We start from the raw sequence: 23,296 nt of genomic DNA on the forward strand, positions 1-23,296 counted from the left end.
CTCAGCGGCTTCGCCGCTGACAGGAAGGGGCCGGGGGTTCTTCGGTGTCGCGGGGGAGTGATCTGATCGGGATGGCGCTCGGCAGCGGGTCGGGCTCGGTGGAGGGGAATGGCATGGCGCACTCGGTGATCGACGTGATCCGGGCGAAGCGGGACGGCGGGCGGCTCGCCGACGAGCAGATCGACTGGGTGGTGGACGCCTACACCCGGGGCGCGGTCGCCGACGAGCAGATGTCCGCGCTGGCCATGGCGATCCTGCTGCGCGGCATGGACCGCGCCGAGATCGCCCGCTGGACCGCGGCGATGATCGCGTCCGGGGAACGGCTGGACCTCGGCGGCCTGCCCCGGCCCACCGTGGACAAGCACTCCACCGGCGGCGTCGGCGACAAGATCACGCTGCCGCTCACCCCGCTCGTCGCGGCCTGCGGCGCGGCGGTGCCGCAGCTGTCCGGGCGCGGCCTCGGGCACACCGGCGGCACGCTCGACAAGCTGGAATCGATCCCGGGCTGGCGGGCCGGGCTCACCGCCGCCGAGATCCGCGCGCAGCTCGGCGAGATCGGTGCCGTGGTGTGCGCCGCGACCGAGGGCATCGCGCCCGCCGACCGCAAGCTGTACGCGCTGCGCGACGTCACCGGCACCGTCGAATCCATCCCGCTGATCGCCAGCTCCATCATGAGCAAGAAGATCGCCGAAGGCGCCGGATCGCTGGTGCTGGACGTGAAGTGCGGCTCCGGCGCGTTCATGAAGGACCAGCGGCAGGCCCGCGCCCTCGCCGACGAGCTGGTGTCCATCGGCACCGCGCACGGGGTGCGCACCAGCGCGCTGCTCACCGACATGTCGGTGCCGCTGGGCGTCGCCGTCGGCAACGCGCTGGAGGTCGCGGAGTCCGTCGAGGTGCTGCAGGGCGGCGGGCCCACCGACGTCGTCGAGCTCACGCTGGCCCTGGCGCGCGAGATGCTCGCGCACGCCGGTCTGTCCGATGTGGACCCGGCCGCGGTGCTGGCTTCGGGGAAGGCCTACGACGCGTGGCGCACCATGATCGGCGCGCAGGGCGGCGACCCGGACGCCCCGCTGCCGCACGCCGCCCACGTGGAGACCATCCTCGCACCGGAGGACGGCGTGCTGTCCACGTTGGACGCCTACGCGGTCGGCCTGGCGGCGTGGCGGCTCGGTGCCGGCCGGGCCCGCAAGGAGGACCCGGTGCGGCACGCCGCGGGCGTCCGCTGCCTCGCCAAGCCCGGCGACCGGGTCACCGCGGGCGCCCCGCTGCTGGAGCTGCACACCGACGAACCCGACCGGATCCCCGCCGCCCGCGAGGCGCTGACCGGCGCGATCACCGTCGCCGCCGCGCACGCCCCGGCCGATCTGATCATCGACACGATCCGGCCCTGACCCGCGACCGACTCGTCCGACCGGCCCGACCGGCCCGACCGGCCCGACCGGCCCGTCCGACCGGACCGGGCGGGCCGGTCACCCGGTCCGGAAACGCGTCCGTGCAACGCACCGGTCCTGAAACGGCGCAGGGCCGCGGCTCCCGGAGGAACCGCGGCCCTGTGCTGCTGCGGAGATCAGTCGTGCTGCGAGATCAAGCGCTCTCGGCGGCGTAACCCTCGTCGGAGGAGTCGTCGGAGCCCAGCGCCTTGGTGTCGCCGTCGCGCTTGGCGCTCTTCGAGCGACCGCGGCCGCGCTGCTGGCGGGGCAGCGTGGTGGGCGGCGGCGGGCTGGACGGCCCGCTGCCGCCGAGGATCAGCTCGGCGAACGTGGCCATGGCCTCGTCGAGCTGGCCGGCGTGCTTGCGCTCGGTCTCCTCGCTGGCCTCGCGCACCATCGAGTTCACCGCGTCGGAGTCCGGGCGGGACGCGAGGGTGCCGCTGATCTGCGACAGGTTCTGCGCCAGCGTGCCGCCGAGCTCGCCGAGCCCGGTCTTGACGCCCTCTTCGACCGTGTCCAGCCGGGTGCTGACGCCCTGCTCGACCGCCTCGATGCGGGTGTGCACGTTGTCCTCGACGTTGTCCAGCCGCCCGGAGACGCGGTCCAGCCGCTCGGTGAGCTGTTCGAGGCGCTCGGCGAGCTTGTCGAGCTTGTCCGTCGGGTCCACCGCGGGGCGCTGCGCGAGGGCGTCGATGCCGGTCTGCAGCTGGTCGCGGCCACCGGTGACGGCTTCGGTGACGGCGTTCTGCACGCCGCTGCCGGTCTCGGTGACGGCGCGCTGCAGCGTCTCGCGGGTGCCGTCGAGGTGCTCGTGCACGCCCTCGTCGATCTCGGCGAACCGGCCGCGCAGGCTGGTCTCCAGGCCGTCGATGCGCTCGCGGACCGGGCCGGTGACCGAACCGGGCAGCGCTTCCAGGCGGGAGTCCTGCTTGTCCAGGTGGCCGCCGAGCTCGTCCAGGCGCTTGTGGATGTGCGCGAGCTTGTCCTCCAACCCGTCCATCCGGCCGGCGACGCCGTCGAAGCGGCCGGACACGCCGTCGAGGCGGCCGTCGAGCTGCGCGAAGGGCTTGGCGAGCTTGTCGAACAGGCCCTCCACCGCTGCCTTGACGTCACCGATCACGCCGTCCTGGGCGTCGATCTTGGTGAGGGCTTCGTCGACGCGCTCGGTCAGCACGCCGAGCTCGGTGCGGTCGGGGAGTTCGGACAGCCGCTTGCGAACCGAGCCCAACGATTCCAGCGGAGACATCCGGGCGTGGATCTCGTCGAGTGCGTCGAAAATCTGCTGCTGCTCGCTCTCGCGGATTTCGGCCGCACGCGTGAGCATGTTCCGCATGCGGTCGAAGGACATGTTCTCGTTCACGGCTCGGACGTCCTTCGTCGAGGGGCAGGGTGAGGACTAATGGAGCGTAGCTAGTCGTTTCCCGCGTTCCCAGCCACCCCCGGATACATTGAGTGAGCTTCGGGTGAACCATCACTCCGAAAGGTTGCCGGGAACTAGGCCGTTCAGACCAGCGGTGCTGTATGTCAATAGGTCGCTGGAGTTGCGCTTGGTCTTTCCGGGTGACTTCCCTGGCGACGTGCATTCGGGTGGTCTTCGGCATCGCCGCCGCCCGCTCAGGACGACCGTGGCCGGGTTGTAACGTAGTGCCATGTCAACACCGGTGAGCTTGGACACGATCCGACTGGCCCCAAAGTCCTGCTGCACGACCACCTCGACGGCGGTCTGCGTCCGCGGACGGTGATCGAACTCGCCGACGCGGCCGGTTACGAGGGCCTGCCGCACCAGGACGCGGACGCGCTCGGCGCGTGGTTCCGGGAAGCGGCCGATTCCGGCTCGCTGGAGCGCTACCTGGAGACGTTCTCGCACACCGTCGCGGTCATGCAGACGGCCGATGCACTGCGCCGGGTCGCCGCCGAATGCGTCGAAGACCTTGCCGCCGATGGGGTGGTCTACGCGGAAGTCCGCTACGCCCCGGAGTTGTTCCAGGAAGGCGGGCTGACCCTGCCCGAGGTCGTGGAATCCGTGCAGGAGGGATTTCGCGAAGGCGAGCGCCGTGCGGAATCGCAAGGAAAACTTGTCCGGATCGGAACATTGCTCTGCGCGATGCGGCAGAACGCCCGCTCGGCGGAAATCGCGGAGCTCGCGGTCCGCTACCGCGACGCGGAAGTGGTGGGCTTCGACATCGCCGGCCCGGAGGCCGGGTTCCCGCCCACCCGGAACCTGGACGCCTTCGAGTACCTGCGCCAGCAGAACGCGCACTTCACCATCCACGCCGGTGAGGCGTTCGGGCTGCCGTCGATCTGGGAGGCCATCCAGCACTGCGGCGCCGAACGGCTCGGGCACGGCGTGCGGATCGTCGACGACATCAAGGTCGACGAGGACGGCGAGGTGCACCTGGGCAGGCTGGCGTCGTACGTGCGGGACCGGCGCATCCCGCTGGAGATGTGCCCGTCGTCGAACCTGCAGACCGGCGCCGCCGACTCGCTGGCCGAACACCCGATCGGGCTGCTGAGCCGGTTGCGGTTCCGCGTCACGGTCAACACCGACAACCGGCTGATGGGCGACTGCACGATGTCCAGCGAGTTCGCCGCGCTGCACGAGACCTTCGGCTACGGCTGGACCGACATGCAGTGGTTCACGGTGAACGCCATGAAGTCGTCGTTCCTCGGCTTCGACGACCGGCTCGCGATCATCAACGACGTGATCAAACCGGGGTACGCCACGCTGCTGGGCTGACCGCCCTCGGCTTCCCGCTCCTGCTGCGGAGCGGAGAACGGCCCCCACCGTGCGGTGGGGGCCGTTGCGCTGTGCTCGGTCAGTGCTTGCGCAGGCGCTCGTCCTCGAACCGGACCACGAGTTCGCGCCAGGCCGCGACCTCGTCGTCGAACGGCGGGCTCGGCGGCATCCGGTTCGGGTTCGGGCGCAGCACGAACGAGACCAGCCAGCCGAGCAGCTCGGAGGGCTGCAACGCCTCGTCCACGGTCTTGTCCCCGGCCCACGTCGCCGCGTCCAGCAGCAGCTCCTCGGCGAGGTCCAGCTGGTTCGGGTCCACTTCGGACGGACCGGCGGCGAGGTCCTCGTCCAGCCCGGTGAGCACGTAGTCGTTGTCCGCCTCGACCTCGACCTCCAGCTCGCCGCCGGTGGCCTTCTGCGTCACCTGCGGCCAGGTCGCGACCCGAGCCAGGTCGTTGTCCTCCAGCGCGGAGTCCTCGGCCAGGAAGCGGGCCAGGGCGCGCGGCGAGCCGAACACGTCGATGCGCCCGTCCGAGCCGAGGAACACCGGGTCGTCGTCCAGGTAGCAGCGCAGCGAGTAGAACTCGCCCTGCGCGGTGGTGATGCGGATCGGGTCGATGCCGATCTCGCCCCAGAACCCGGGTTCGGCGTCCTCGTCCACCGGGTCCACATCGGAGTCGTCGTCGGCCTCGGCGCGTTCGGCCTCGTCGTGCTCCAGCGCCTCGGCGAGCTCGGTCTCGGCGGTGGCGACCGCGTCCGCGGGCACCTCCGGGGTGGCCACCACGGCGTCGAGGGCGTCGAGCAGGTCGTCCCAGCGCTCGGCGACCACGGCGCACAGCTCGGACCAGCGCTTCTGGCCGTCCTTGCCGGTGAACACCAGGGTGCCCTGGTCGAGCAGGCTGAAGCCGTCGGCGGCGTCGAGGACCTCGTGCACGGTGTCCAGCTCGCACACGTCGGCCAGCGAGCGGGCGATCTCCACGATGTCGTGCAGCTCGTTGATCGTCCACACGTCGGGGGTGTCGGCGACCAGCTCCGGCACGCCCACCAGGTCGAACTGGTGATCCTCGTCCGGGTTCAGCTCGACCGCGGACAGCGCCGGGACCACGTGCCAGGCCGGATGGTCGTCGAGGTCGTGCTCCCGCGCGGTGCGGACGAACGCGGCCAGCCGTGCGGCGTCCGGGAAGGCGTAGAGGTCTTCCTCGTGGCCGAGGAACGCCTCCCACTCCTCGCCGTCCTCCCGCCAGCGCGGTGCCCACAGGGTCACCACATCGCCTTGCGGCAGCCCCAGTTCGATGGGGACGATGTCCTGCGCCATCTTCCTACCTCCGGTCGCCGAACAGACGTCCGCGAAGCCTACGGGTTCCCCGCCGCACGCCTGCCGTCCGGTCGGGCTGCCCACCGTATCGACCATGTCGAGCGCGCTCGCGACCGAACCTGCCGGGCGGGTCGTCCGAGGTGAGCCGGGTGCGTGATCACGGTTGGCGGTACCGGCCTCCCGCGGCCCCGTCGATCATGGTGCGAATGGATGTCACGGAGCTGTGGACGAGAATCGTGCTTTGGTTGGGTGAGCACGCACCGGTGACCGCAGCGGCCCTGCTCCCGCCCTCCCCGCCGCCGGATTTCGCCGAACTGGAGGCGGAATTCGAGATCCGGTTGCCGGAGGAGCTGCGCGAGTGGTGGTCGACCTGCGGTGGGACCGATGGTGACGTCCTCGCCGACGTGCTGCCGCCGTTTTACACGCCCTACAGCGCGCAGCGCGCGTGGGAGGTGTGGAGCGGGCACCGCAAGACCTGGGCGGCGCAGTGGGAACGGCCCGCGTGCGACTACTACGCGGGTTCGCCGGGATCGAGCTACCACCCGGCGTGGATCCCGATCGCCGGGGACGGGTTCGCCGACGAGCTGGTGGTGGACCTGCGGCCCGGGCCGATGCGCGGGTGCGTGCTGGAGTGGGAGCAGGAGGCGGGTCAGGTGCAGCGGCCGGAGTGGCGCGGCATCTCGGCGATGCTCTCGGACGTGCACCGCTCGTTGACCGAGGGGGCGCCCGCCGGGCACAGCCATCCGACGGTCACCGAGGACGGAAGGCTGGACTGGCAGATCCGCTGACGCCACCGGTGGTCCGCGCTCCGGCCGGGGGTGCGGGGTCGCCGCCGGTGCGGACGGCTCGTCGAACCACCGCCCACCCGGATCGCCCCGGGTGGGCGGTTCTTCTTCTCTCCCGGACGTGCCCGCTGCCGACCTACTAGTTTGCGACGCCTACTAGTTGGTGTTACGTTGTCGCTGTGCCTGACAAGAAGCCCGACGCGCGGCAGACCCAATGGCTGCGCGGCGTCCTCGACCTGGCGGTCCTGGCGCTGCTCGCCGAGAACGGGGAGGGCTACGGGTACCTGCTGCTGCAACGACTCGCCGAGGCCGGACTGCCGGACATGAAAGCGGGAACGCTGTACCCGCTGCTCAACCGGCTGGCCGCCGACGGACTGCTGAGCACCGAGTGGCGGGCGGGGGAGAGCGGCCCCGGCCGCAAGTTCTTCGCCCTCACCGAACAGGGGCGCGCGGTGCTCGCCGAACAGGGACCGAAGTGGACGGAGTTCGCGAAGAACGCGAGCTCGGTGATCGAACGGGGGACGGGATGATGACGGTGGATGCCCAGAAGTACCGGGACGAGCTGCTGATCGCGCTGCGGATGCACGAGATCTCCGGTGCTCGCGTCGGAGACGTGCTCGCCGAAGTCGAGACGCACCTCGCCGAATCCGGTGAAGATCCGGTCGAGGCCTTCGGCACCCCGCGCGAGTACGCCGCCCGCGTCGCCGCGCAGCTCGACGGCGACCCCGCGAAGCAGTCCCGGCCCGCCGTGCTCGGCGGCGCGCTCGGCACCGCCGCGCTGACCCTGTTCGGGCTGGAGTTCTTCGTCGACGGATTCCGCGGGCCCGCGCCGGTCGTCCTCGCCGACCTGGTCGGAGCGGTGTGGATGCTGCTGCTGATCGTGGTGGCCGTCGGGGCGGCGTTCCGCGCGGGGACCGCGCTGCGCGGCAGGCGCTGGTACCTGGCGGGTGCGGTGGTCGCCGGCCTGCTCGCCATCGCCGGTACGAACGTGGTCGACCGGTTGCTCGGCGACGGGCCCGTGCTGTTCGAGCTGCCGGGCTGGGCGGCGATCGCGCTCGGCGCGGTGCTGCTCGCGGGTGCGGTCCGGGTGCTGGTCGTCGCGATCCGGCGCGGCCGGGTCGTTCCCCCGGCCTGAGCGGAGCACCGGCCGGGTGCGCGGGGCTGGACGCCCGCGCGCCCGGGCGCGGTCCGCGAGATCGTTCCGGCCCCCGATCGTCCGGGACGCGGGGCCGGCGGGCACCGCACTTCGCGGCGGACGGTCAGGTGCCCACCGGGTGCCAGGTGGTCTTGACCTCGGTGAAGGCGCGCAGCCGCTCCAGGCCGGGCGCGGCCGTCCAGTCCGGTGCACCCCGGCCGGCGCGCAGCACCCGCTTCACGGTGCCCGCCGCCGCCCGCTCCAGCTCCGGGCGCAGTTCCGCGTCCGCGCCGCTGAGGTCGAGCGCGTCCACCTCGCCGTGCGCGGCCAGCCACGGACCGAGCTCCGCGGCCCGCCCGGTCAGCAGGTTCGCCGCCCCGCCCGGCACGTCGGATGTCGCCAGCACCTCGGCCAGCGTCACCGCGGGCAGCGGGCGCTCGGCGCTGGTCACCACGACCGCGGTGCAGCCGGTCGCCAGCACCGGCGCGAGCACGCTGACCAGACCCAGCAGCGAGGAATCCTGCGGGGCGAGGACGCCGACGACCCCGCTCGGTTCCGGCACGCTGAACGAGAAGTACGGCCCGGCGACGGGATTCGCCGCACCGAGCACACCCGCGATCTTGTCCGTCCAGCCCGCGAACCACACCACCCGGTCGATCGCCGCGTCCACCACCGCCGCGGCCTCGTCCGCGCCGAGGCCCTCCGCGGCGGCGACGTCCGTGCCGAACTGGGCGCGGCGGCCCTCCATCACCTCGGCGATGCGGAACAGCACCTGCCCGCGGTTGTAGGCGGTGGCCCCGGACCAGCCGGGGAACGCCCCGCGCGCGGCCGCGACCGCGTCCCGCAGGTCCTTGCGGGAGGCGTGCGCCACGTTCGCCAGCGGCGCGCCCGCCGCGTCGCGCACCGGGTACACCCGGCCGGACTCGGAGCGGGGGAACTTCCCGCCGACGTAGAGCTTGCAGGTCTTGGCCACCGCGACCCGGCCGGTCTCGTGCTGCTCAGACGTCAAGGTATGCCTCCAGACCGGCGCGGCCGCCCTCGCGGCCGAACCCGGATTCCCGGTAGCCGCCGAACGGCGCGGTCGGGTCGAACCGGTTGAACGTGTTGGCCCACACCACGCCGGCGCGCAGCCGCTGCGCCGCCCACAGCGCGCGGGACCCCTTCTCCGTCCACACGCCCGCGGACAGGCCGTACGGGGTGTTGTTCGCCTTGGCGATCGCCTCGTCCGGGGTGCGGAAGGTCAGCACCGACAGCACCGGGCCGAAGATCTCCTCCCGTGCCACGCGCATCGACTGCTGCACGTCGCCGAACACGGTGGGGGAGAAGAAGAAACCGCGCTCCGGCAGCGGGCAGGAGCTGCTCCACCGGGTCGCGCCCTCGGCCTCCCCGGCCGCGACGAGGTCGGTGATGCGGGCCAGCTGCTCGGCCGAGTTGATCGCGCCGACGTCGGTGTTCTTGTCCAGCGGGTCCCCGACCCGCAGCAGCTCCACCCGCGAGCGCAGCTTGCCGAGCAGCTCCTCGGCGATCGATTCCTGCACCAGCAGCCGGGATCCGGCGCAGCACACCTGGCCCTGGTTGAAGAAGATGCCGCCGACGACGCCCTCCACGGCCTGGTCCAGCGGCGCGTCGTCGAACACGATGTTCGCGGCCTTGCCGCCGAGCTCCAGGGTGAGCTTCTTCCCGGTCCCGGCGAGGGTCCGCTGGATCTCCTTGCCGACCGCGGTGGAGCCGGTGAACGCGACCTTGTCCACGTCCGGGTGCGCGACCAGCTGGGCGCCCACGTCACCCGACCCGGGCAGGACGTTCACCACGCCGGGTGGCAACCCGGCCTCCTGGCACAGCTCGCCGAACACCAGCGCGGACAGCGGCGTGGTCTCGGCCGGTTTCAGCACCACGGTGTTGCCGCAGGCCAGCGCGGGGGCGATCTTCCACGCCAGCATCAGCAGCGGGAAGTTCCACGGGATCACCCCGGCGGCGACGCCCAGCGGCCGCGGCTCGGGGCCGTACCCGGCGTAGCCGAGCTTGTCCGCCCAGCCCGCGTGGTGGAAGAAGTGCGCCGCGGCGGTGGGGATGTCGGAGTCGCGGGCCTCCTTGATCGGCTTGCCGTTGTCCAGCGTCTCCAGCACGGCGAGTTCCCGGCCGCGCTCCTGGATGAGCCGGGCGATGCGGAACAGGTACTTCGCGCGCTCGGCGCCCGGCATCGGGCCCCAGGTCCGCTCGAACGCGCGCCGCGCCGCCCGCACTGCTGTGTCCACATCGGACTGAGCGGCGGTGGCGACCTCGGCGAGCGGTTCGCCGGTGGCCGGGTTGAGCGTGGTCAGCGGGGTGCCGGCGCCGTCGGTGAACTCGCCGTCCACGAACATCCGGTACCGGTCGCGCAGGTTCGCCACGGCCGCCGATTCCGGCGCGGGCGCGTACTCCCAGCCGCTCATGCGTCCACCGCCACGTGGTGCGCGGCCGCGTAGTGGCCGGTGCGTTGCGTTCGTCGTTGCATCAGCAGATCTCCCAGCAGGCTCGACGCGCCGAAGCGGAACAGCGCCGGGGTCAGCCACTCCGGCCCGGCGACCTCGCGCACCGCCACCAGGTAGCGCATCGCGTCCTTCGTGGTGCGGATGCCGCCCGCCGGCTTCACCCCGCGCGGCTCGCCGGTGCGGTCCCGCCAGTCCCGCACGGCCTGCAGCATCAGCGTCGTCACCGGCAGCGTCGCGGCGGGCGAGACCTTGCCGGTGGAGGTCTTGATGAAGTCGCCGCCCGCCAGCAGCGCCAGCCAGGAGGCGCGGCGCACGTTGTCGTAGGTGGCGAGCTCGCCGGTCTCCAGGATCACCTTCAGGTGCGCGTCGCCGCAGGCCGCCTTCACCTGCTGGACCTCCTCGAAGACCTGGCCGTAGCGCCCGGACAGGAACGCGCCCCGGTCGATCACTATGTCCACTTCGGACGCTCCGGCGGACACCGCGAGCGCCACCTCGTCCAGCTTGACCCGCCGCGCCGAGCGGCCGGACGGGAACGCCGTCGCCACCGAGGCCACGCCCACGCCGGAACCCGCGAGCGCCGCCACCGCGGTCGCCGCCAGGTCCGGGTACACGCAGACGGCCGCCACCGGCGGAACGTCCGGGTGCTCGGCGTCCGGCCGGCGCGCCTTCGCCGCCAGCGCCCGCACCTTGCCCTCGGTGTCGGCGCCCTCCAGCGTCGTCAGGTCCACCATGCCGATCGCGGTGTCGATCGCCCACGCCTTGGCGTCCTTCTTGATGCTGCGGGTGGCGAGTCCCGCGGCGCGCTGCTCCAGCCCCACCTGGTCCACGCCGGGCAGGCCGTGCAGGAACCGCCGCAGCGACCGCTCGTCCCGGGTGACCTCGGCGAGGTCCGGCGGCAGCGCGCCGGTGCGCGGACCGTCCAGTGGTTCGACCATGCCGCGCAGTCTAGGTCAGCGGGGCGCCGGCCTCGATCCCTCCGAGAGCCGAACCGGCCGTTCAGGAGTCCTTCGGCTCCCACTCCAGCGTGACGGTGAAGTTGGCCTCGCCGGAGCTCTTCGCGACCGCGAGGTTCGCCTCACCGGTGAGCTTGACGCCGAACTGCACCTTGATCTTCGACGGCGTGGTGTCCATCCGGCGGAACTCGTCGAGCACCGCCTCCGCGGCCGGGCGGACCTTGCCCAGCGACTCCTGCAGCGTCTCGGTGGCGCGCCGCACCACGTCGCCGCGGCCGACGCGCTGCGCGCCCGAGGCGTCCTCGGCGGCCTCGATGAGCACCTCGCCGCCGCCCGCCAGCGGCATGCTGACCACTCGACCCGTGTTCCGCTCCCGTGCCGGTGAACCGATCCGAGATCAAGTTAGCGCTCCGGCGGGCCGCGGCGGGGCGGAATCGGGGCGGATCACCGTTCGTCGAGCACCGAGCAGGGGCGGTCCGGGTGGGAGTCGGCGGGCAGCAGGGCCCGTTCCTCCGCGGTGAACTCGTGGTCGTCGATGCGGCACAGCTCGCCGACGAGCTCCCACGGGTCCAGCGGGACGCGCACCGGGTCCTGGTCCTTCCAGCGCACCACCAGCGACCGGCCGTCGGAGGAGGTGGTGGCGTCGGTGAACGCCGGTTGGGCGATCGCGCGGCGCTGCGGGGTGAACCACACCTCCGGTGCCGAGCCTTCTTCGACCAGCAGCGGGGGGACGAAGGCCGCGATGCGGCCGAGGGTGTCCACCTCGGACACCAGCCGACCGGTGTCCAGGTCCGCGATCCGCGCCCGCGTCGAAGTGGAGATCACCAGCTGCGCGCCGTCCGGCGACGTCGTCAGGCCGGTGGCCTCGTCGCCCGGGAGCGGGATGGTGCGGACGGTGCGGGGCGCTCCGCCCGGGCCGTCCAGCCGCCAGAGGTGGACCGAGTCGCCCCAGGCGAGCACGAGCTCACCGGGATGCCCGGGCCGGGCGAGGAGCGCGCCCGCGCCCTCCGGCGGCACCGGTGTCGCCGGCAGCGGGTCGACGGCGATCCGCTGCCCGGTGCGCGGGTCCAGCCGCAGCAGCGCACCGGCGTTGAGCACGGCGACCTCGCCGGGCCCGAGCTCGGCGATCGGCGGCGGATCCTCCTGCGGCGGCAGCGGAATCTCCTGCTCCACGTGCAGATCGTCGGCGTCGTACACGACCAGCCGGTCCGGCCGCGTCTCGTACAGCAGCGAGCCGTCCCCGCTGAACAGCACCTCGGTGTTCCCGCCCGCGGCCGGACCGCGCGCGAGCACGTCGCTGCGGCTGCGGCCGAGCAGCAGCAGCGCCCCGTCCTCGTCGTGGGCGGCGGACTTCGTCCCGTCCGCGGAGGTGGCCAGCGGCTGCGACACCTGGCCCGGGTCGGGCAGGCCCAGCGGCGGCGGCAGGGTCGCGGTGAACAGCGCGTCCTGCTCCAGGAAGACGCCGGTGACCGTCCCGCCGCCGCCGGGGAACGCCGTGATCAGCCGGCCCTGCGAGACGGGGCCGTTCACCAGCCCGAGCGCGTACCGCAGCCCCGTCCCCAGGTCCAGCAGGGTCGAGCCCCGCTCCACCAGGTAGCGGCCCGCTCGATCGAGGGACAGCGGGCAGTCCGCCCCGGGCACCTGCCGAACGGTGGCGCCGGTCGCCACGTCCAGCACCACCGGTGCTCCGCCCTGATCGCAGCGCAGCACCCGGGTGCCGTCGCCGATCACCCCGTTGGCCCTCGCGTCCGCGCTGACGACCTGCGGCGCACCTCGGGTGGAGGTGGTGAGCACGTCACCGCCCGGCACCAGCACGACGACCGATGCCGGATCACCGGTCGGGAACAGGTCCGCGACCGCGTTCAGCGGTATCCGCGGCGGCGGCAGTTCCGCGCGCCGCGCCACGTCCCACAGCACCGGGACCACCTCGGCGCCCGGGGTCGCCGTCCGCGACGGCAGGTAGAGCAGGTGGCGCCCGTCCGCGCTGAACCGCAGGACCGGCCCGGCGCCGGACAGGTCCGGGGCCACCGATGGCCTCGGACCCGGCAGCACGCCCAGCTCCCGGCCCGTCGCCGCGTCCCACAGCGACACCGCGTTCCACCGGTCCGCCACCGCGACGAGCTCGCCGTCCGCGCTGAGCTCCGCTTGGACCACGTCCCGCGTCGGCAAGGTCCGGACCTGCGGCCGCGCCCGGCCCACCCCGCGCACCACGTGCAGCGGGGTCGGGCCGACCTCGCCGGGGGTCAGCGCCAGGACCGTGCGCCCGTCCGCCGACGCCGACGCGTCGCGCAGCTCCCCGGGCGGGATCGGCAGCACGGCGCGCACCCCCTGCATCTTCGCCCGCTGCTCCAGCAGCAGGCCCCACGCCGACGGATCACCGGGCGATTCGTGCCAGGCCGCCAGCGCCAGTTGCAGCGCCACGCGCGGCCGCGGGATCGACTGCTCCCGCGCGGTGGCCACCAGCTGTCCCGCGTTGATCTGGTGGATCCGCTCGCTCAACGACCGGTTCCCCCGGTGCAGGCCCAGCGCCAGCAGTGAGGCGACCAGCGCGAGCACCACCGCCAGCGCCGTGATCGTCCACCACTGCCTGCTGCGGCGGCGGGCGTGCCGTTCGCCGTGGCGGACGAAGTCCTGCTGGTCCGGGGTCAGCCAGTCCGGCCGGGCGCGGAGGTGCTCGGCCGCGGTGGTCAGCGCCGCACCGCGCAGCAGCAGTTCGGGCTCGCGGCCGGAGTCCAGCCAGCGCCGCACGCCACCGCGCAGCTCCTCCTGCCAGGCCACGAACTCGGCGTCGGCGCGCAGCCAGCCGTCCAGCCGGTCCCAGTGCGTGATCAGCGCCTGGTGCACCAGTTCCACCCGCGGCTCGGGGCCGTCCTCGATCACCAGCAGCCGTCGCGCGGCCAGCTCGCGCACCAGGTCGTGCAGCCGCGGCGGGATCTCGCTCCACCGCAGCGCGCTGCGCGCGAAGCCACCGCCGTCCTGCCTGGTGAGCAGCACCAGCAGCCGTCGCGTCGCGTCCCGGTCCCGCGCGGGCAGCGCGGCGAACGCGGCGTCGGCGGTGCGGCTCAGCGCGCCCCGCACCTCGCCGATGCGCTCGTAGGCGTCGTGCGTGAGGAAGCCGCCGACCCGGTGCTGCCACAGCAGGTCCAGCACCAGCGACACCAGCGGCAGCGAACCCGGTTCGGGCGGCGCGTCGGACAGGATCCGCTGCACCAGCCCGGCCTCGAACGCCAACCCGCCCGCTGCCGCCGCCGGGCCGGTCATCGCGGCGCGCAGCTGCTCCCGGGTCATCGGGCCGAGCAGGTGGGTGCACTCGTTGAGCCAGGTCGTGGTGGTCGCACCCGCCAGCTCCTCCAGCGAACCGGGGCGCAGCGTCAGCACCGGCCGCGGCCCGCCCGCGGGCTGGTCGGCGAGCCGCTCCAGCAGGGCGCGGGCGGCGGCCGGGTCGGCGCCGACGTACTCCTCGAACTGGTCCAGGAACAGCAGTTCCGCGTCGGCGGGGACCTCGGCGAGCACCGCGTCCGGCACGGCGCCGGGTTCCGGCCGCACCTCGTGGATCCGCGTGCCGCGCGCCCGCAGCCGCGGCAGCAGGCCCGCGCGCACCAGCGAGGACTTGCCCGCGCCGGAGGCCCCGGCCAGCACCAGCCGTCCCTCCCGGTCCAGCACGGCCAGCACCGCGTCGACGTCCTCCTCGCGGCCGTGGAAGTACGGCGCGTCCCGCTCCTCGAACGCGCGCAGACCGCGGTACGGGTTGAGCAGGCCCGCCTGCCACGACTCGCCGAGCTCGGCCGTCGGCAGCAGGTGCGCGGTGGTGTCGCTGTCGGTCGCCGAGGTCACCACGATCCCGACGACGCAGCGCAGCTCCTCGTCCCACACCGGGGTGCCGCTGTAGCCGGGCCGGATCGTCGGCTGGTGCGGGCCGGCCCGCATCTGCCGCCAGCCGGTGCCCTGCGCGCCCAGCAGCTCGCCGGTCACCCAGAGCCCGTCGTCGTGGCCGTGCGGGAAGCCGAACACCCGGAACCGGTGCCGCCACACCTCGCCGGTCACCCGGGCCGGTGCGGGCAGGGCGCCCGCGGGGACGGGGCCGGTGACCCGCAGGATCGCCACGTCGCCGCGGCCGTCGGGGCGGATCGGACGCCAGTCCGCGACCTCCGCGTCGACCTCGGGGGCGCCCGGCAGCAACGGGAACTCCAGCCGGACCGCGCCCGCCGGGGCGTCGACGGCCTCCGCGTCGGCGTCGAGCACCGCGGCCACCACGTGCGCGCAGGTCGCCACCCGGTCCGGGGCGAGCAGCACGCCCGCGCCGACGACCTCGCCGCCCGCCCGCAGCCGGACCAGGGCGGTGCCGAGCGGGTCCTGCCGATGCTCGTCGTCCGGCCGCACGCGCCACCCCCGGTTCGCGCCGTCGATCACGTCCGCCGGTGAACCTAACCAACCGGGTGGTGCGGGTGGTGCGGATTCCTGGTTCATCCCGGAATCGCAACCTCCCCACTCGAAAGGAGGACGCTAGGTCGTGGGGTGCGGGGTAATCCGGAAGCAGCGCGCACCTCGGCACGGGGCGCGCACCGGACACCGGTACTCCGGAGGTGGTTCCCCATGAAGGCAGTGGTCTACCGAGAACCGTTCGAAGTCACCGTCGACGAAGTCGACCGACCCGCCGTCCAGCACCCCAACGACGTGATCGTGCGCGTCACCTCCACTGCGATCTGCGGATCCGACCTGCACATGTACGAAGGCCGCACCGCCGCCGAACCCGGCATCGTGTTCGGGCACGAGAACCTCGGCATCGTCGACGAGGTCGGGGACGGGGTCGTCGGCCTGAACCGCGGCGACCGGGTCGTGATGCCGTTCAACGTCGCCTGCGGCTTCTGCACGAACTGCACGGCCGGGAACACCGCGTTCTGCCTCACGGTCAACCCCGGATTCGCGGGCGGCGCCTACGGCTACGTCGCGATGGGCCCGTACACCGGCGGGCAGGCCGAGTACCTGCGGGTGCCGTTCGCCGACTTCAACTGCCTGGTGCTGCCGCCGGACTCCAGCAAGGAAGCCGACTACGTGCTGCTCGCCGACATCTTCCCCACCGGCTACCACGGTTGCGAGCTCGCACAGGTGTCGCCGGGGGAGACCTGCGCGGTCTACGGCGCCGGGCCGGTCGGCCTGATGGCCGCCTACTCGGCGCTGCTGCGCGGCGCCTCCCGCGTGTTCTGCGTGGACCGGATCCCGGAGCGGCTGGCGAAGGCCGAGGAGATCGGCGCCATCCCGATCGACTTCAGCGCGGGCGACCCCGTCGAGCAGATCAAGGACCTGACCGAGGGCGTGGGCACCGACAAGGGCGTGGACGCCGTCGGCTACCAGGCGCACACCGCCGACGCGGGCACCGAGGAACCCGCCGTGGTGCTCAACTCGCTGATCCACACCGTCCGGCCCACCGGGCGGCTCGGCGTCCCCGGCCTGTACGTGCCCGCCGACCCCGGCGGCCCGGACGAGAACGCCAAGCAGGGGATGCTGCTGGTCGCCATCGGCAAGATGTTCGAGAAGGGGCAGGTCGTCGGCACCGGCCAGTGCAACGTGAAGCGGTACAACCGCCAGCTCCGCGACATGATCACCGCGGGACGGGCGGCGCCGAGCTTCGTGGTCTCGCACGAGCTGTCGCTGTCCGAGGCGCCGGACGCCTACCGCAAGTTCGATCAGCGGATCGAGGGCTACACCAAGGTCGTCCTGCACCCGTGACGCCGACCGCGCCGGCTCCCCGCCCCTCGGGGACCGGCGCGGGCGGGATCTGGCGCACATCCGCCGGTCTCCGCCGCCGCCCGCGGTGGTCGCGGCCGTTACTGTCCTCGGCCATGGACGTACGGGTCGTGGACCACCCGCTGGCGAAGTCGAGGCTCTCGACGATGCGCGACGCGCGCACCGAGAACGCGGCTTTCCGCGCAGCGCTGCAAGAACTCACCCTCATGCTGATCTACGAGGCGACCCGCGACGCCGAGGTCGCCGAAGCGCCGATCCACACCCCGGTGGCCCGCACCACCGGGTACCGGCTGGCGAATCCGCCGCTGCTGGTGCCGGTGCTGCGCGCCGGGCTCGGCATGGCCGACCAGGCGCACCGGCTCATCCCGGAGGCGCAAATGGGCTTCGTCGGGCTCGCCCGCGACGAGGAGACGCTGCAGCCGACGCCGTACCTGGAATCGCTGCCGAAGGACCTCTCCGGCCTCCCCGTGCTGGTGCTGGATCCGATGCTGGCCACCGGCGGGTCGATGCTGCACACCATCCGGCTGCTGGTGGAGCGCGGCGCGACCGACGTGACCGCGATCTGCACCCTCGCCGCCCCGGAGGGCGTCCAGCACCTGGCGGACTCCGGTCTGCCGCTGCGGGTCGTGACCGCCAGCATCGACGAGCGGCTCAACGAGTCCGGCTTCATCGTCCCCGGCCTCGGCGACGCGGGGGACCGCGAGTACGGCGCCGTGTGACCCGAGCGCACCTTGGACCGGGTGGTACCAGCGAGATACCATCCGGTCCATGGCCATGACGCTGCGGCTGACCGACGAGGAGAGCGCTCGGCTGGCGGAGCTCGCCGCCGCCGAAGGCCGCTCCAAGCAGGAGATCGTGCGCGCCGCGCTCGCCGAGCGGTGGGCCCGGCAGCGCAAGGACCAGCAGCTCGGCGAAGTCGTGCAGCGGGTGCTGCCGCACTACCGGGGATTGCTGGACGACCTCGGACCCGCATGATCGATCATTGATCGGTGCTCGTCTACCTCGACGCTTCCGATCTGCTGCTGCTCGCCACCGCCGTCACCCGCGGTGACCTGGTGGTGCGGGACAGCGGCCTGCTCGACTCGGCCGCGTACCGGCCGCGGGCCGAGGTGCTCGGCGTTCCCGCCTACGGGACGTTGTGGCTGAAGGCGGCCGCGCTGCTGGACTCCCTGGTGCGCACCCGGCCGCTGGTGGAGGGCAACTGGCGGCTCGGCTGGGTCGCCGCGGTCGCGATGTGCGACGTCAACGGCTGGTGGATCGACGCCGACGAGACCGAGGCCCTGCAACTGGTGCGCGACGTGGGGCGCGACAAGCGGGAGGTCGCCGAGATCGCGGACTTCCTGGAGCGCTGCGCCGAACCCAAGGGGTGAGCGCCGGCCGCGTGCCGTTCCCGAGGTGTTCGCCCTGCCGATCTCGGGTGTTTCGCCCGTTTCGTGGGACGCTGGACCGGTGGCTCACCGAGGATCCGCCGTCGCCGCCGCCCTGCTGGGAGGAGCGGTCGCGGGGGCCTGCTACCGCAGCGTCCGCACCGTGCGCCAGGTCCGCGCGCTGGTCCCGCTGCACGAGGCACCGCCGGATCCGGGCGTGTTCCCGGCCGCGGTGACCGTCGTCGTCCCGGCCCGCGACGAGGCCGCCGTGATCGACGACTGCCTGCGCGGCATCCGCGCCCAGACCTACGCCGACCGTGATCCGGCGGCGCTGCGCGTCGTGGTCGTCGACGACGGGTCCACCGACGGGACCGGGGACCTCGCCCGCGCGCACGCCGCCGCGGACGAGCGGATCCGGGTGGTGCGGGTGGACGGCCCGCCGCCGGGCTGGGCGGGCAAGGTGCACGCGATGCACGTCGGCGTCGAGGCGGCCGGGCCGCCCGGGGCGGGGGAGTGGCTGCTGTTCGTCGACGCGGACACGGTGCTCGCCCCCGACCTGCTGGCCAGGCTGCTGCTCACCGCCGACGCCGTGGACGCGGACCTGGTCTCCACGCCGGGCGGGCCGCCGCCGCGGCGCTCGGCGGCCTGGCCGCTGCTGATGCCGCCGGGGCTGCAGCTGATCGGGGAGAACGCCGCGCCGGACGGACGTGGCGCCAAGGCCTTCGCCATCGGGCACTGCATCCTGCTGCGCCGCTCGCACTACGACAAGATCGGTGGCTGGGAGTCGATGGCCGGGCTGCGCAACGAGGACGTCGCGCTCGCCACCTCGGTCCGCGACCACGGCGGTGTCACGCGGCTGGTGGACGGGCTGGACCACGTGACGACCACCGGCATGGACCCGTTCGCGCAGGGCTGGGCGTCGTTCCGGAAGAGCTTCGTGGCCGGTACCCGGCAGTCGGTGCCGGTCCTGCTGGGCGGCGGGCTCGGGCAGGTCGCGCTGTCGCTGGCCGCACCGGTCGCGCTCGGGTTCGGCGTCCGGCGGCGGCGACCGCTGCTGGCCGCGGCCGGGGTGATCGGCTGGGTGGCGCAGGGCGTCGCGCACGCGCACACCGCGCGCTACATGCGGGCGGGGCCGGAGCTGGCGCCGCTGGCCCCGTTCACCGGGGCGCTGTTCGGCGGGGTGCTGCTGGACGGGGCGGTCCGGGTGCTGAGCGGGACCGCGTCCTGGAAGGGGCGCCGCAGCGGGAGCTGACGCCCGGGTGTGGCCCGTTCCGCGGAACGGGCCACACGGTGGGTTCCGTCAGCGGTCAGTCTTCGACCTGATCCGTTTCGTGCTTGCGGAGGGCGAGTGGCGCGCCGGCCAGGTCCTCTTCGTTGCAGAGCAACTTCAGTTCGTAGTACGGCGCACCTTTGCGGTCGTCGTAGTCCAGGTGGACTGCGATGACGTCCACGGGCTCGCCCAACCAGGACTGCGCTTCGCGCAGCCAGCGGGCGGACCGTTCCAATGCGGTCGGCAGATCGTCGTCGCGGAACTCGACCGGCCGGTAGGGCACCCCGTGCACCTGGTCCCCGGGATGTTCGGGCTGGGGCAGATCAACGGAGACACCGGAGTCGTCGAGTTCGAGTTCGATCGTTTCCTCACTCACCGTGAAAGGGTAACGCGTGGCCGGTGACCTGGTCGAACGTCGGTGCGGTGAGCGGTCGGCCGAGGTCCGGGCAGGCTTCGCCGCGGCGGTGGCGCGCTGGTCGGCCGGTTCCCCGGCGAGGTGCGGGAGGGACGCCCCGAACTCGACTCGACAGTTGAGGGAAGGCGGGCCATCGCCCAGGGCGCCCCGTTCGCCGCACGGGTGCGCGTCCCGGCGACGTAGATCACCATACCGGGTGATGATCGATCAAGATCAACAGGGGGGTTTCCGGCCCTGCCAAAGGAAAATCTGCGCGTACGGGCACGCTCGGACGCAGATCGGGCAGCGGAGCGGGCCGACCCGCGCAAGATCGCGGACCCGCTCCCGGCCGACCGGCCCGGCCCGCCCGCGGACGCGCCGAACCGCTCCCCGCCGCGGGAGTGCGCGGTCCCGCGGCGATCAGGGCATCAGGCCCGCCGCGACCGCGGCGCCCAGTTCCCAGCACGCGGACAGGTCCGCCTGGTCGGGCGTGCCGGACAGCACCACCGGTTCGGCGGCCTGCCGCCACGACAGGCCAGAGGTGATCGACGCGATGGCCCGCAGCGCGCCCTCGGTGCCCTCGTTCCCGTGCACCCAGCAGCCGAACGGGCGACCCGCGGTCGAGTCCAGGCAGGGGTAGTAGACGGTGTCGAAGAAGTGCTTCAGCGCGCCGCTGATGTAGCCCAGGTTCGCCGGGGTGCCGAGCAGGTACCCGTCCGCGGCGAGCACGTCGGAGGCGGTCGCGGCCAGGGCGGCGGTGCGCACGACCTCGACGTCCTCGATCTCCTCCGTGGTCGCACCGGCCACGACCTGCTCGAACATCGCCTGCATCCCGGGCGAGGGCGTGTGGTGCACGATCAGCAGCCTGGGCATCGGCCCCTCCGTTCGGTCAGGAGTCCTCGCGGACCAGTTCGGTGACGGCGGCGTCCAGCCGGTCGAGGCGGTCGCCGGCCCGCCGCTGCGCCGCCGCGAGATCGCCGTTCGCCGCCTCCACCACCTGGAAGTAGCACTTGAGCTTCGGCTCGGTGCCGGACGGGCGCACCACCAGCCGCAGCCCGCCCTCCCCGGTGATCACCAGCGCGTCGGTGTCCGGCAGCAGGTCCCGCACCCGCACCGGGGTGCCGAGCAGTTCGGCGGGGGGATCGGCGCGGAGGCGGCGCATCGTCGCGGCGATCTCGTCGAGGTCGGTGACCCGCACCGAGACCTGCCCGGTGCGGTGCACGCCGTGCTCGGCGGCGAGCTCGTCGAGCAGGCCGGGCAGGTCGCGCCCCCGCTCCCGCAGCGTCGCGGCCAGGTCGCAGGCCAGCACCGCAGCGGAGATGCCGTCCTTGTCCCGCACCCGGTCCGGGTCCACGCAGTGCCCGAGCGCCTCCTCGTAGGCGTAGACGAGCCCGGTGCCGCTGCCGTCGCCGGAGCGCACCAGCCACTTGAACCCGGTGAGCGTCTCGTCGTAGCGCACGCCGTGCTTGCGGGCGAGGGAGCGCAGCATGGTCGCCGACACGATCGTCGTCGCCACCAGCGGGTCCGGGTGCGCGGCCCGGTCGAGCCCGGAGAGCACGTGCTCGCCGAGCAGCACGCCGGTCTCGTCGCCGCGCAGCATCCGCCAGCCGTCGCCGTCCCGGACGCCCAGCGCGCAGCGGTCCGCGTCCGGGTCGAGCGCGATCGCGAGGTCCGCGGAGACGTCCGCGGCCAGCGCCAGCAGCAGGTCGGTCGCGCCCGGCTCCTCCGGGTTCGGGAAGCCGACGGTGGGGAAGTCCGGGTCCGGCCCGGCCTGCTCGGGCACCCAGTGCACGTCGGTGAACCCGGCGAGCTCCAGGGCTTCTTGCAGCGGTCCGGCGCCGACGCCGTGCAGCGCGGTCGCCGCCACCCGCAGCGCGCGCGCCGTGCCGCGGGGCAGCGCCGCCACCGGCGCCAGGTAGTCGGCCAGCGCCCGCTCGTGCACCGCGTGCTCGCGCCGCCGCGGCACCTCGGCGGCGGGCGGGCTCGCGGCGACGCACCGCTCGATCTCGGCGTCGGCCGGGCCGACCAGCTGGGTGCCGCCGGAGAGGTACAGCTTGTACCCGTTGTCCTGCGGCGGGTTGTGCGAGGCGGTGATCTGCACCCCCGCGACCGCGCCGAGCGCGCGGGACGCGTGCGCCAGCACCGGCGTGGGCAGTGCTCCGGGCAGCACCCGCACGTCGAACCCGGCGGCCGCGAACACGTCGGCGGTGTCCGCCGCGAACTCCGCGGATCCGTGCCGCGCGTCGCGGCCGACGACGACGATCCCGCCGCCCAGCCCCCGCTCGGCCAGCCACCGGGCCACGCCCCAGGTGGTGCGCACGACCACGGCCCGGTTCATGCCGTTCGCCCCGGCCCGGACCGCGCCGCGCAGCCCGGCGGTGCCGAAGGTCGGCATCCCCGACATGCGCTGCGCCAGGTCCGCGGCCGCGTCCGGATCCCCGCCGGTGGCGGCGTCGAGCACGGCGGTCAGCTCGGCGCGCGCCGCCTCGTCGACGTCCGCGCCGATCCAGGCCCGCGCGGCTTCCACGCACCCCGGATCGAGGTGCTGAGTGCTGACCACGACGTCACTCCTTCGCTGGTGGACCGGCCGCAACCGGCTCGGCGCGTGCCACGGCACGCAGATGATCTCGAAACAGCACATCCCGAACAAGCCGAACCGCGACCGCCCGGGAGCGGACCCTCGTCCTGCCACCGGCGAAGCCGCTGAGCCGCCGACCACCGAAGCAGCGGAACCAGCCGCGGGTTCTCAGCGGTTTCCTCGCGAGCACGGCGTTTCGGAGCCACCGGTGAGAACGATCCCGCAGCGAGGGGGCCGCTGAGGTTCCGCCACCCGGCCCGAACGCAACAGGAGCACCGACCAGACCGGGATCAAGCGGACTCGACGAGGGAGCGCAGGAGCTTGCCCATCCGGCCGGCCGAAGCCTTGCCCGCCTCCAGCACCTCCTGGTGGTTCAGCGGCTGCCCGGACAGCCCGGCGGCCAGGTTCGTCACCAGCGACAGCCCGAACACCTCGGCGCCCGCGGCGCGCGCGGCGATCGCCTCGGCGACCGTGGACATGCCGACCAGGTCGACGCCGGAGCCGCGCAGCATCCGGATCTCGGCCGGGGTCTCGAAGTGCGGTCCGGGCAGCCCCGCGTACACGCCCTCCTCCAGCGAGTCGTCGATCTCCTGGGCGAGACCGCGCAGCCGCGGCGAGTACAGGTCGGTGAGGTCCACGAAGTGCGGCCCGACCAGCGGGGAGCGCGCGGTGAGGTTCACGTGGTCGCTGATCAGCACGGGCTGCCCGACCGACATGCCTTCGCGCAACCCGCCCGCGGCGTTGGTGAGCACCACGGTCCGGCAGCCCGCGGCGACCGCGGTGCGCACCCCGTGCACCACCGAGTTCATGCTCTTGCCCTCGTACAGGTGGGTGCGACCGAGGAAGACCAGCACCTGCTTGCCCGCGACCGGCACGGACCAGATCCGGCCGCTGTGCCCGCTGGCGCTCGGCGGTTCGAAGCCGGGCAGGTCGGACATGGTCACCTCGGCGACGGGGGAGCCGATCTCCTCGGCGGCGGGCCGCCACCCGGAGCCGAGCACGACGGCGAGGTCGTGGTGGGCGGCACCGGTGCTCTCGGCGAGGGCGGCCGCGGCGGCGCTGGCGGTGGCGAACGGGTCGGAATCAGCAGAAGGAGTCACGACCGCTCAGCGTAGTCAT

At 73.5% G+C, this 23,296-nt stretch carries 21 protein-coding genes; 10 read left to right on the plus strand and 11 right to left on the minus strand.

The annotated features are described in order from the left end of the window. Window positions 1-113 precede the first annotated feature (113 nt). Entirely contained in the window at window positions 114-1,391 is a 1,278-nt protein-coding gene (locus H1226_RS03840; protein WP_258346421.1) for a thymidine phosphorylase, read from the plus strand. Between the two features lie 193 nt (window positions 1,392-1,584). On the opposite strand, the gene H1226_RS03845 is transcribed toward H1226_RS03840, so the two are convergent. Next, entirely contained in the window at window positions 1,585-2,790 is a 1,206-nt protein-coding gene (locus tag H1226_RS03845; RefSeq protein ID WP_258346435.1) for an apolipoprotein A1/A4/E family protein, read from the minus strand. 378 nt (window positions 2,791-3,168) lie between these two features. Here H1226_RS03845 and H1226_RS03850 point away from each other — a divergent pair, with 378 nt between their 5' ends. Beyond that, window positions 3,169-4,167 (plus strand): adenosine deaminase, encoded by a 999-nt coding sequence (locus H1226_RS03850; RefSeq protein WP_258346447.1) that lies wholly within the window; start codon window positions 3,169-3,171, stop codon window positions 4,165-4,167. Window positions 4,168-4,246: 79 nt separating this feature from the next. Here the strand turns inward: H1226_RS03850 and H1226_RS03855 are convergent, their stop codons facing one another. Further along, window positions 4,247-5,479 (minus strand): primosomal protein, encoded by a 1,233-nt coding sequence (locus H1226_RS03855; protein WP_258346458.1) that lies wholly within the window; start codon window positions 5,477-5,479, stop codon window positions 4,247-4,249. Between the two features lie 263 nt (window positions 5,480-5,742). On the opposite strand from H1226_RS03855, the gene H1226_RS03860 reads away from it, so the two are divergent. The 3 genes from H1226_RS03860 to H1226_RS03870 all read left to right on the plus strand — a co-directional run bounded on the left by H1226_RS03860 (window position 5,743) and on the right by H1226_RS03870 (window position 7,399). Next, the gene (locus H1226_RS03860; RefSeq protein ID WP_258346463.1) at window positions 5,743-6,267 is read left to right on the plus strand and encodes an SMI1/KNR4 family protein; all 525 of its coding nucleotides are present in this window, start codon (window positions 5,743-5,745) and stop codon (window positions 6,265-6,267) included. 176 nt (window positions 6,268-6,443) lie between these two features. Next, on the plus strand, window positions 6,444-6,794 hold the full coding sequence (locus H1226_RS03865; protein ID WP_224955924.1) for a PadR family transcriptional regulator: 351 nt from the start codon (window positions 6,444-6,446) through the stop codon (window positions 6,792-6,794). A 5-nt stretch (window positions 6,795-6,799) separates the two neighbouring features. Then, window positions 6,800-7,399: an HAAS signaling domain-containing protein gene (locus tag H1226_RS03870; RefSeq protein WP_258346474.1), complete on the plus strand. Its 600-nt coding sequence runs from the start codon at window positions 6,800-6,802 to the stop codon at window positions 7,397-7,399. Window positions 7,400-7,523: 124 nt separating this feature from the next. Here the strand turns inward: H1226_RS03870 and H1226_RS03875 are convergent, their stop codons facing one another. The 5 genes from H1226_RS03875 to H1226_RS28065 form a co-directional block, all read right to left on the minus strand. Beyond that, a complete protein-coding gene (locus H1226_RS03875) occupies window positions 7,524-8,408 on the minus strand; it encodes an aldehyde dehydrogenase family protein (protein ID WP_258346491.1) in 885 nt (294 codons plus the stop codon). Next, the gene (locus tag H1226_RS03880; protein WP_258346510.1) at window positions 8,398-9,831 is read right to left on the minus strand and encodes an aldehyde dehydrogenase family protein; all 1,434 of its coding nucleotides are present in this window, start codon (window positions 9,829-9,831) and stop codon (window positions 8,398-8,400) included. Before H1226_RS03880 ends, H1226_RS03875 begins: the two co-directional genes overlap by 11 nt. Beyond that, window positions 9,828-10,805 (minus strand): deoxyribose-phosphate aldolase, encoded by a 978-nt coding sequence (gene deoC, locus H1226_RS03885; RefSeq protein ID WP_258346525.1) that lies wholly within the window; start codon window positions 10,803-10,805, stop codon window positions 9,828-9,830. Before deoC ends, H1226_RS03880 begins: the two co-directional genes overlap by 4 nt. Window positions 10,806-10,866: 61 nt before the next feature. Then, complete coding sequence (locus tag H1226_RS03890; protein WP_258349331.1) at window positions 10,867-11,169, minus strand: CU044_2847 family protein; 303 nt, start codon at window positions 11,167-11,169, stop codon at window positions 10,867-10,869. A gap of 98 nt (window positions 11,170-11,267) precedes the next feature. Then, window positions 11,268-15,233, minus strand: coding sequence for an nSTAND1 domain-containing NTPase (locus H1226_RS28065; RefSeq protein ID WP_309148779.1), 3,966 nt, complete (start codon window positions 15,231-15,233; stop codon window positions 11,268-11,270). 183 nt (window positions 15,234-15,416) lie between these two features. On the opposite strand from H1226_RS28065, the gene H1226_RS03900 reads away from it, so the two are divergent. The 5 genes from H1226_RS03900 (at window position 15,417) to H1226_RS03920 (ending at window position 19,187) form a co-directional block, all read left to right on the plus strand. After that, window positions 15,417-16,550 (plus strand): glutathione-independent formaldehyde dehydrogenase, encoded by a 1,134-nt coding sequence (locus tag H1226_RS03900; protein WP_224965980.1) that lies wholly within the window; start codon window positions 15,417-15,419, stop codon window positions 16,548-16,550. Window positions 16,551-16,663: 113 nt separating this feature from the next. After that, the gene (gene upp, locus H1226_RS03905; protein ID WP_224955918.1) at window positions 16,664-17,287 is read left to right on the plus strand and encodes a uracil phosphoribosyltransferase; all 624 of its coding nucleotides are present in this window, start codon (window positions 16,664-16,666) and stop codon (window positions 17,285-17,287) included. A 49-nt stretch (window positions 17,288-17,336) separates the two neighbouring features. Further along, window positions 17,337-17,543, plus strand: a complete 207-nt coding sequence (locus tag H1226_RS03910) for a type II toxin-antitoxin system VapB family antitoxin (protein WP_224955917.1) — start codon at window positions 17,337-17,339, stop codon at window positions 17,541-17,543. A gap of 14 nt (window positions 17,544-17,557) precedes the next feature. After that, on the plus strand, window positions 17,558-17,938 hold the full coding sequence (locus tag H1226_RS03915) for a type II toxin-antitoxin system death-on-curing family toxin (protein ID WP_224955916.1): 381 nt from the start codon (window positions 17,558-17,560) through the stop codon (window positions 17,936-17,938). Window positions 17,939-18,017: 79 nt separating this feature from the next. After that, on the plus strand, window positions 18,018-19,187 hold the full coding sequence (locus tag H1226_RS03920) for a glycosyltransferase (RefSeq protein ID WP_258346573.1): 1,170 nt from the start codon (window positions 18,018-18,020) through the stop codon (window positions 19,185-19,187). Window positions 19,188-19,242: 55 nt separating this feature from the next. On the opposite strand, the gene H1226_RS03925 is transcribed toward H1226_RS03920, so the two are convergent. The 4 genes from H1226_RS03925 to H1226_RS03940 all read right to left on the minus strand — a co-directional run bounded on the left by H1226_RS03925 (window position 19,243) and on the right by H1226_RS03940 (window position 23,277). Then, window positions 19,243-19,581: a hypothetical protein gene (locus H1226_RS03925; RefSeq protein ID WP_224955913.1), complete on the minus strand. Its 339-nt coding sequence runs from the start codon at window positions 19,579-19,581 to the stop codon at window positions 19,243-19,245. 438 nt (window positions 19,582-20,019) lie between these two features. Further along, window positions 20,020-20,472 (minus strand): flavodoxin family protein, encoded by a 453-nt coding sequence (locus H1226_RS03930; RefSeq protein WP_258346595.1) that lies wholly within the window; start codon window positions 20,470-20,472, stop codon window positions 20,020-20,022. A gap of 16 nt (window positions 20,473-20,488) precedes the next feature. After that, the gene (locus H1226_RS03935; RefSeq protein WP_224968407.1) at window positions 20,489-22,159 is read right to left on the minus strand and encodes a phospho-sugar mutase; all 1,671 of its coding nucleotides are present in this window, start codon (window positions 22,157-22,159) and stop codon (window positions 20,489-20,491) included. 308 nt (window positions 22,160-22,467) lie between these two features. Then, on the minus strand, window positions 22,468-23,277 hold the full coding sequence (locus H1226_RS03940) for a purine-nucleoside phosphorylase (RefSeq protein WP_258346623.1): 810 nt from the start codon (window positions 23,275-23,277) through the stop codon (window positions 22,468-22,470). Window positions 23,278-23,296 lie beyond the last annotated feature (19 nt).

This window comes from Saccharopolyspora gregorii (genome assembly GCF_024734405.1).
Classification (GTDB): Bacteria; Actinomycetota; Actinomycetes; order Mycobacteriales; family Pseudonocardiaceae; genus Saccharopolyspora_C; species Saccharopolyspora_C gregorii.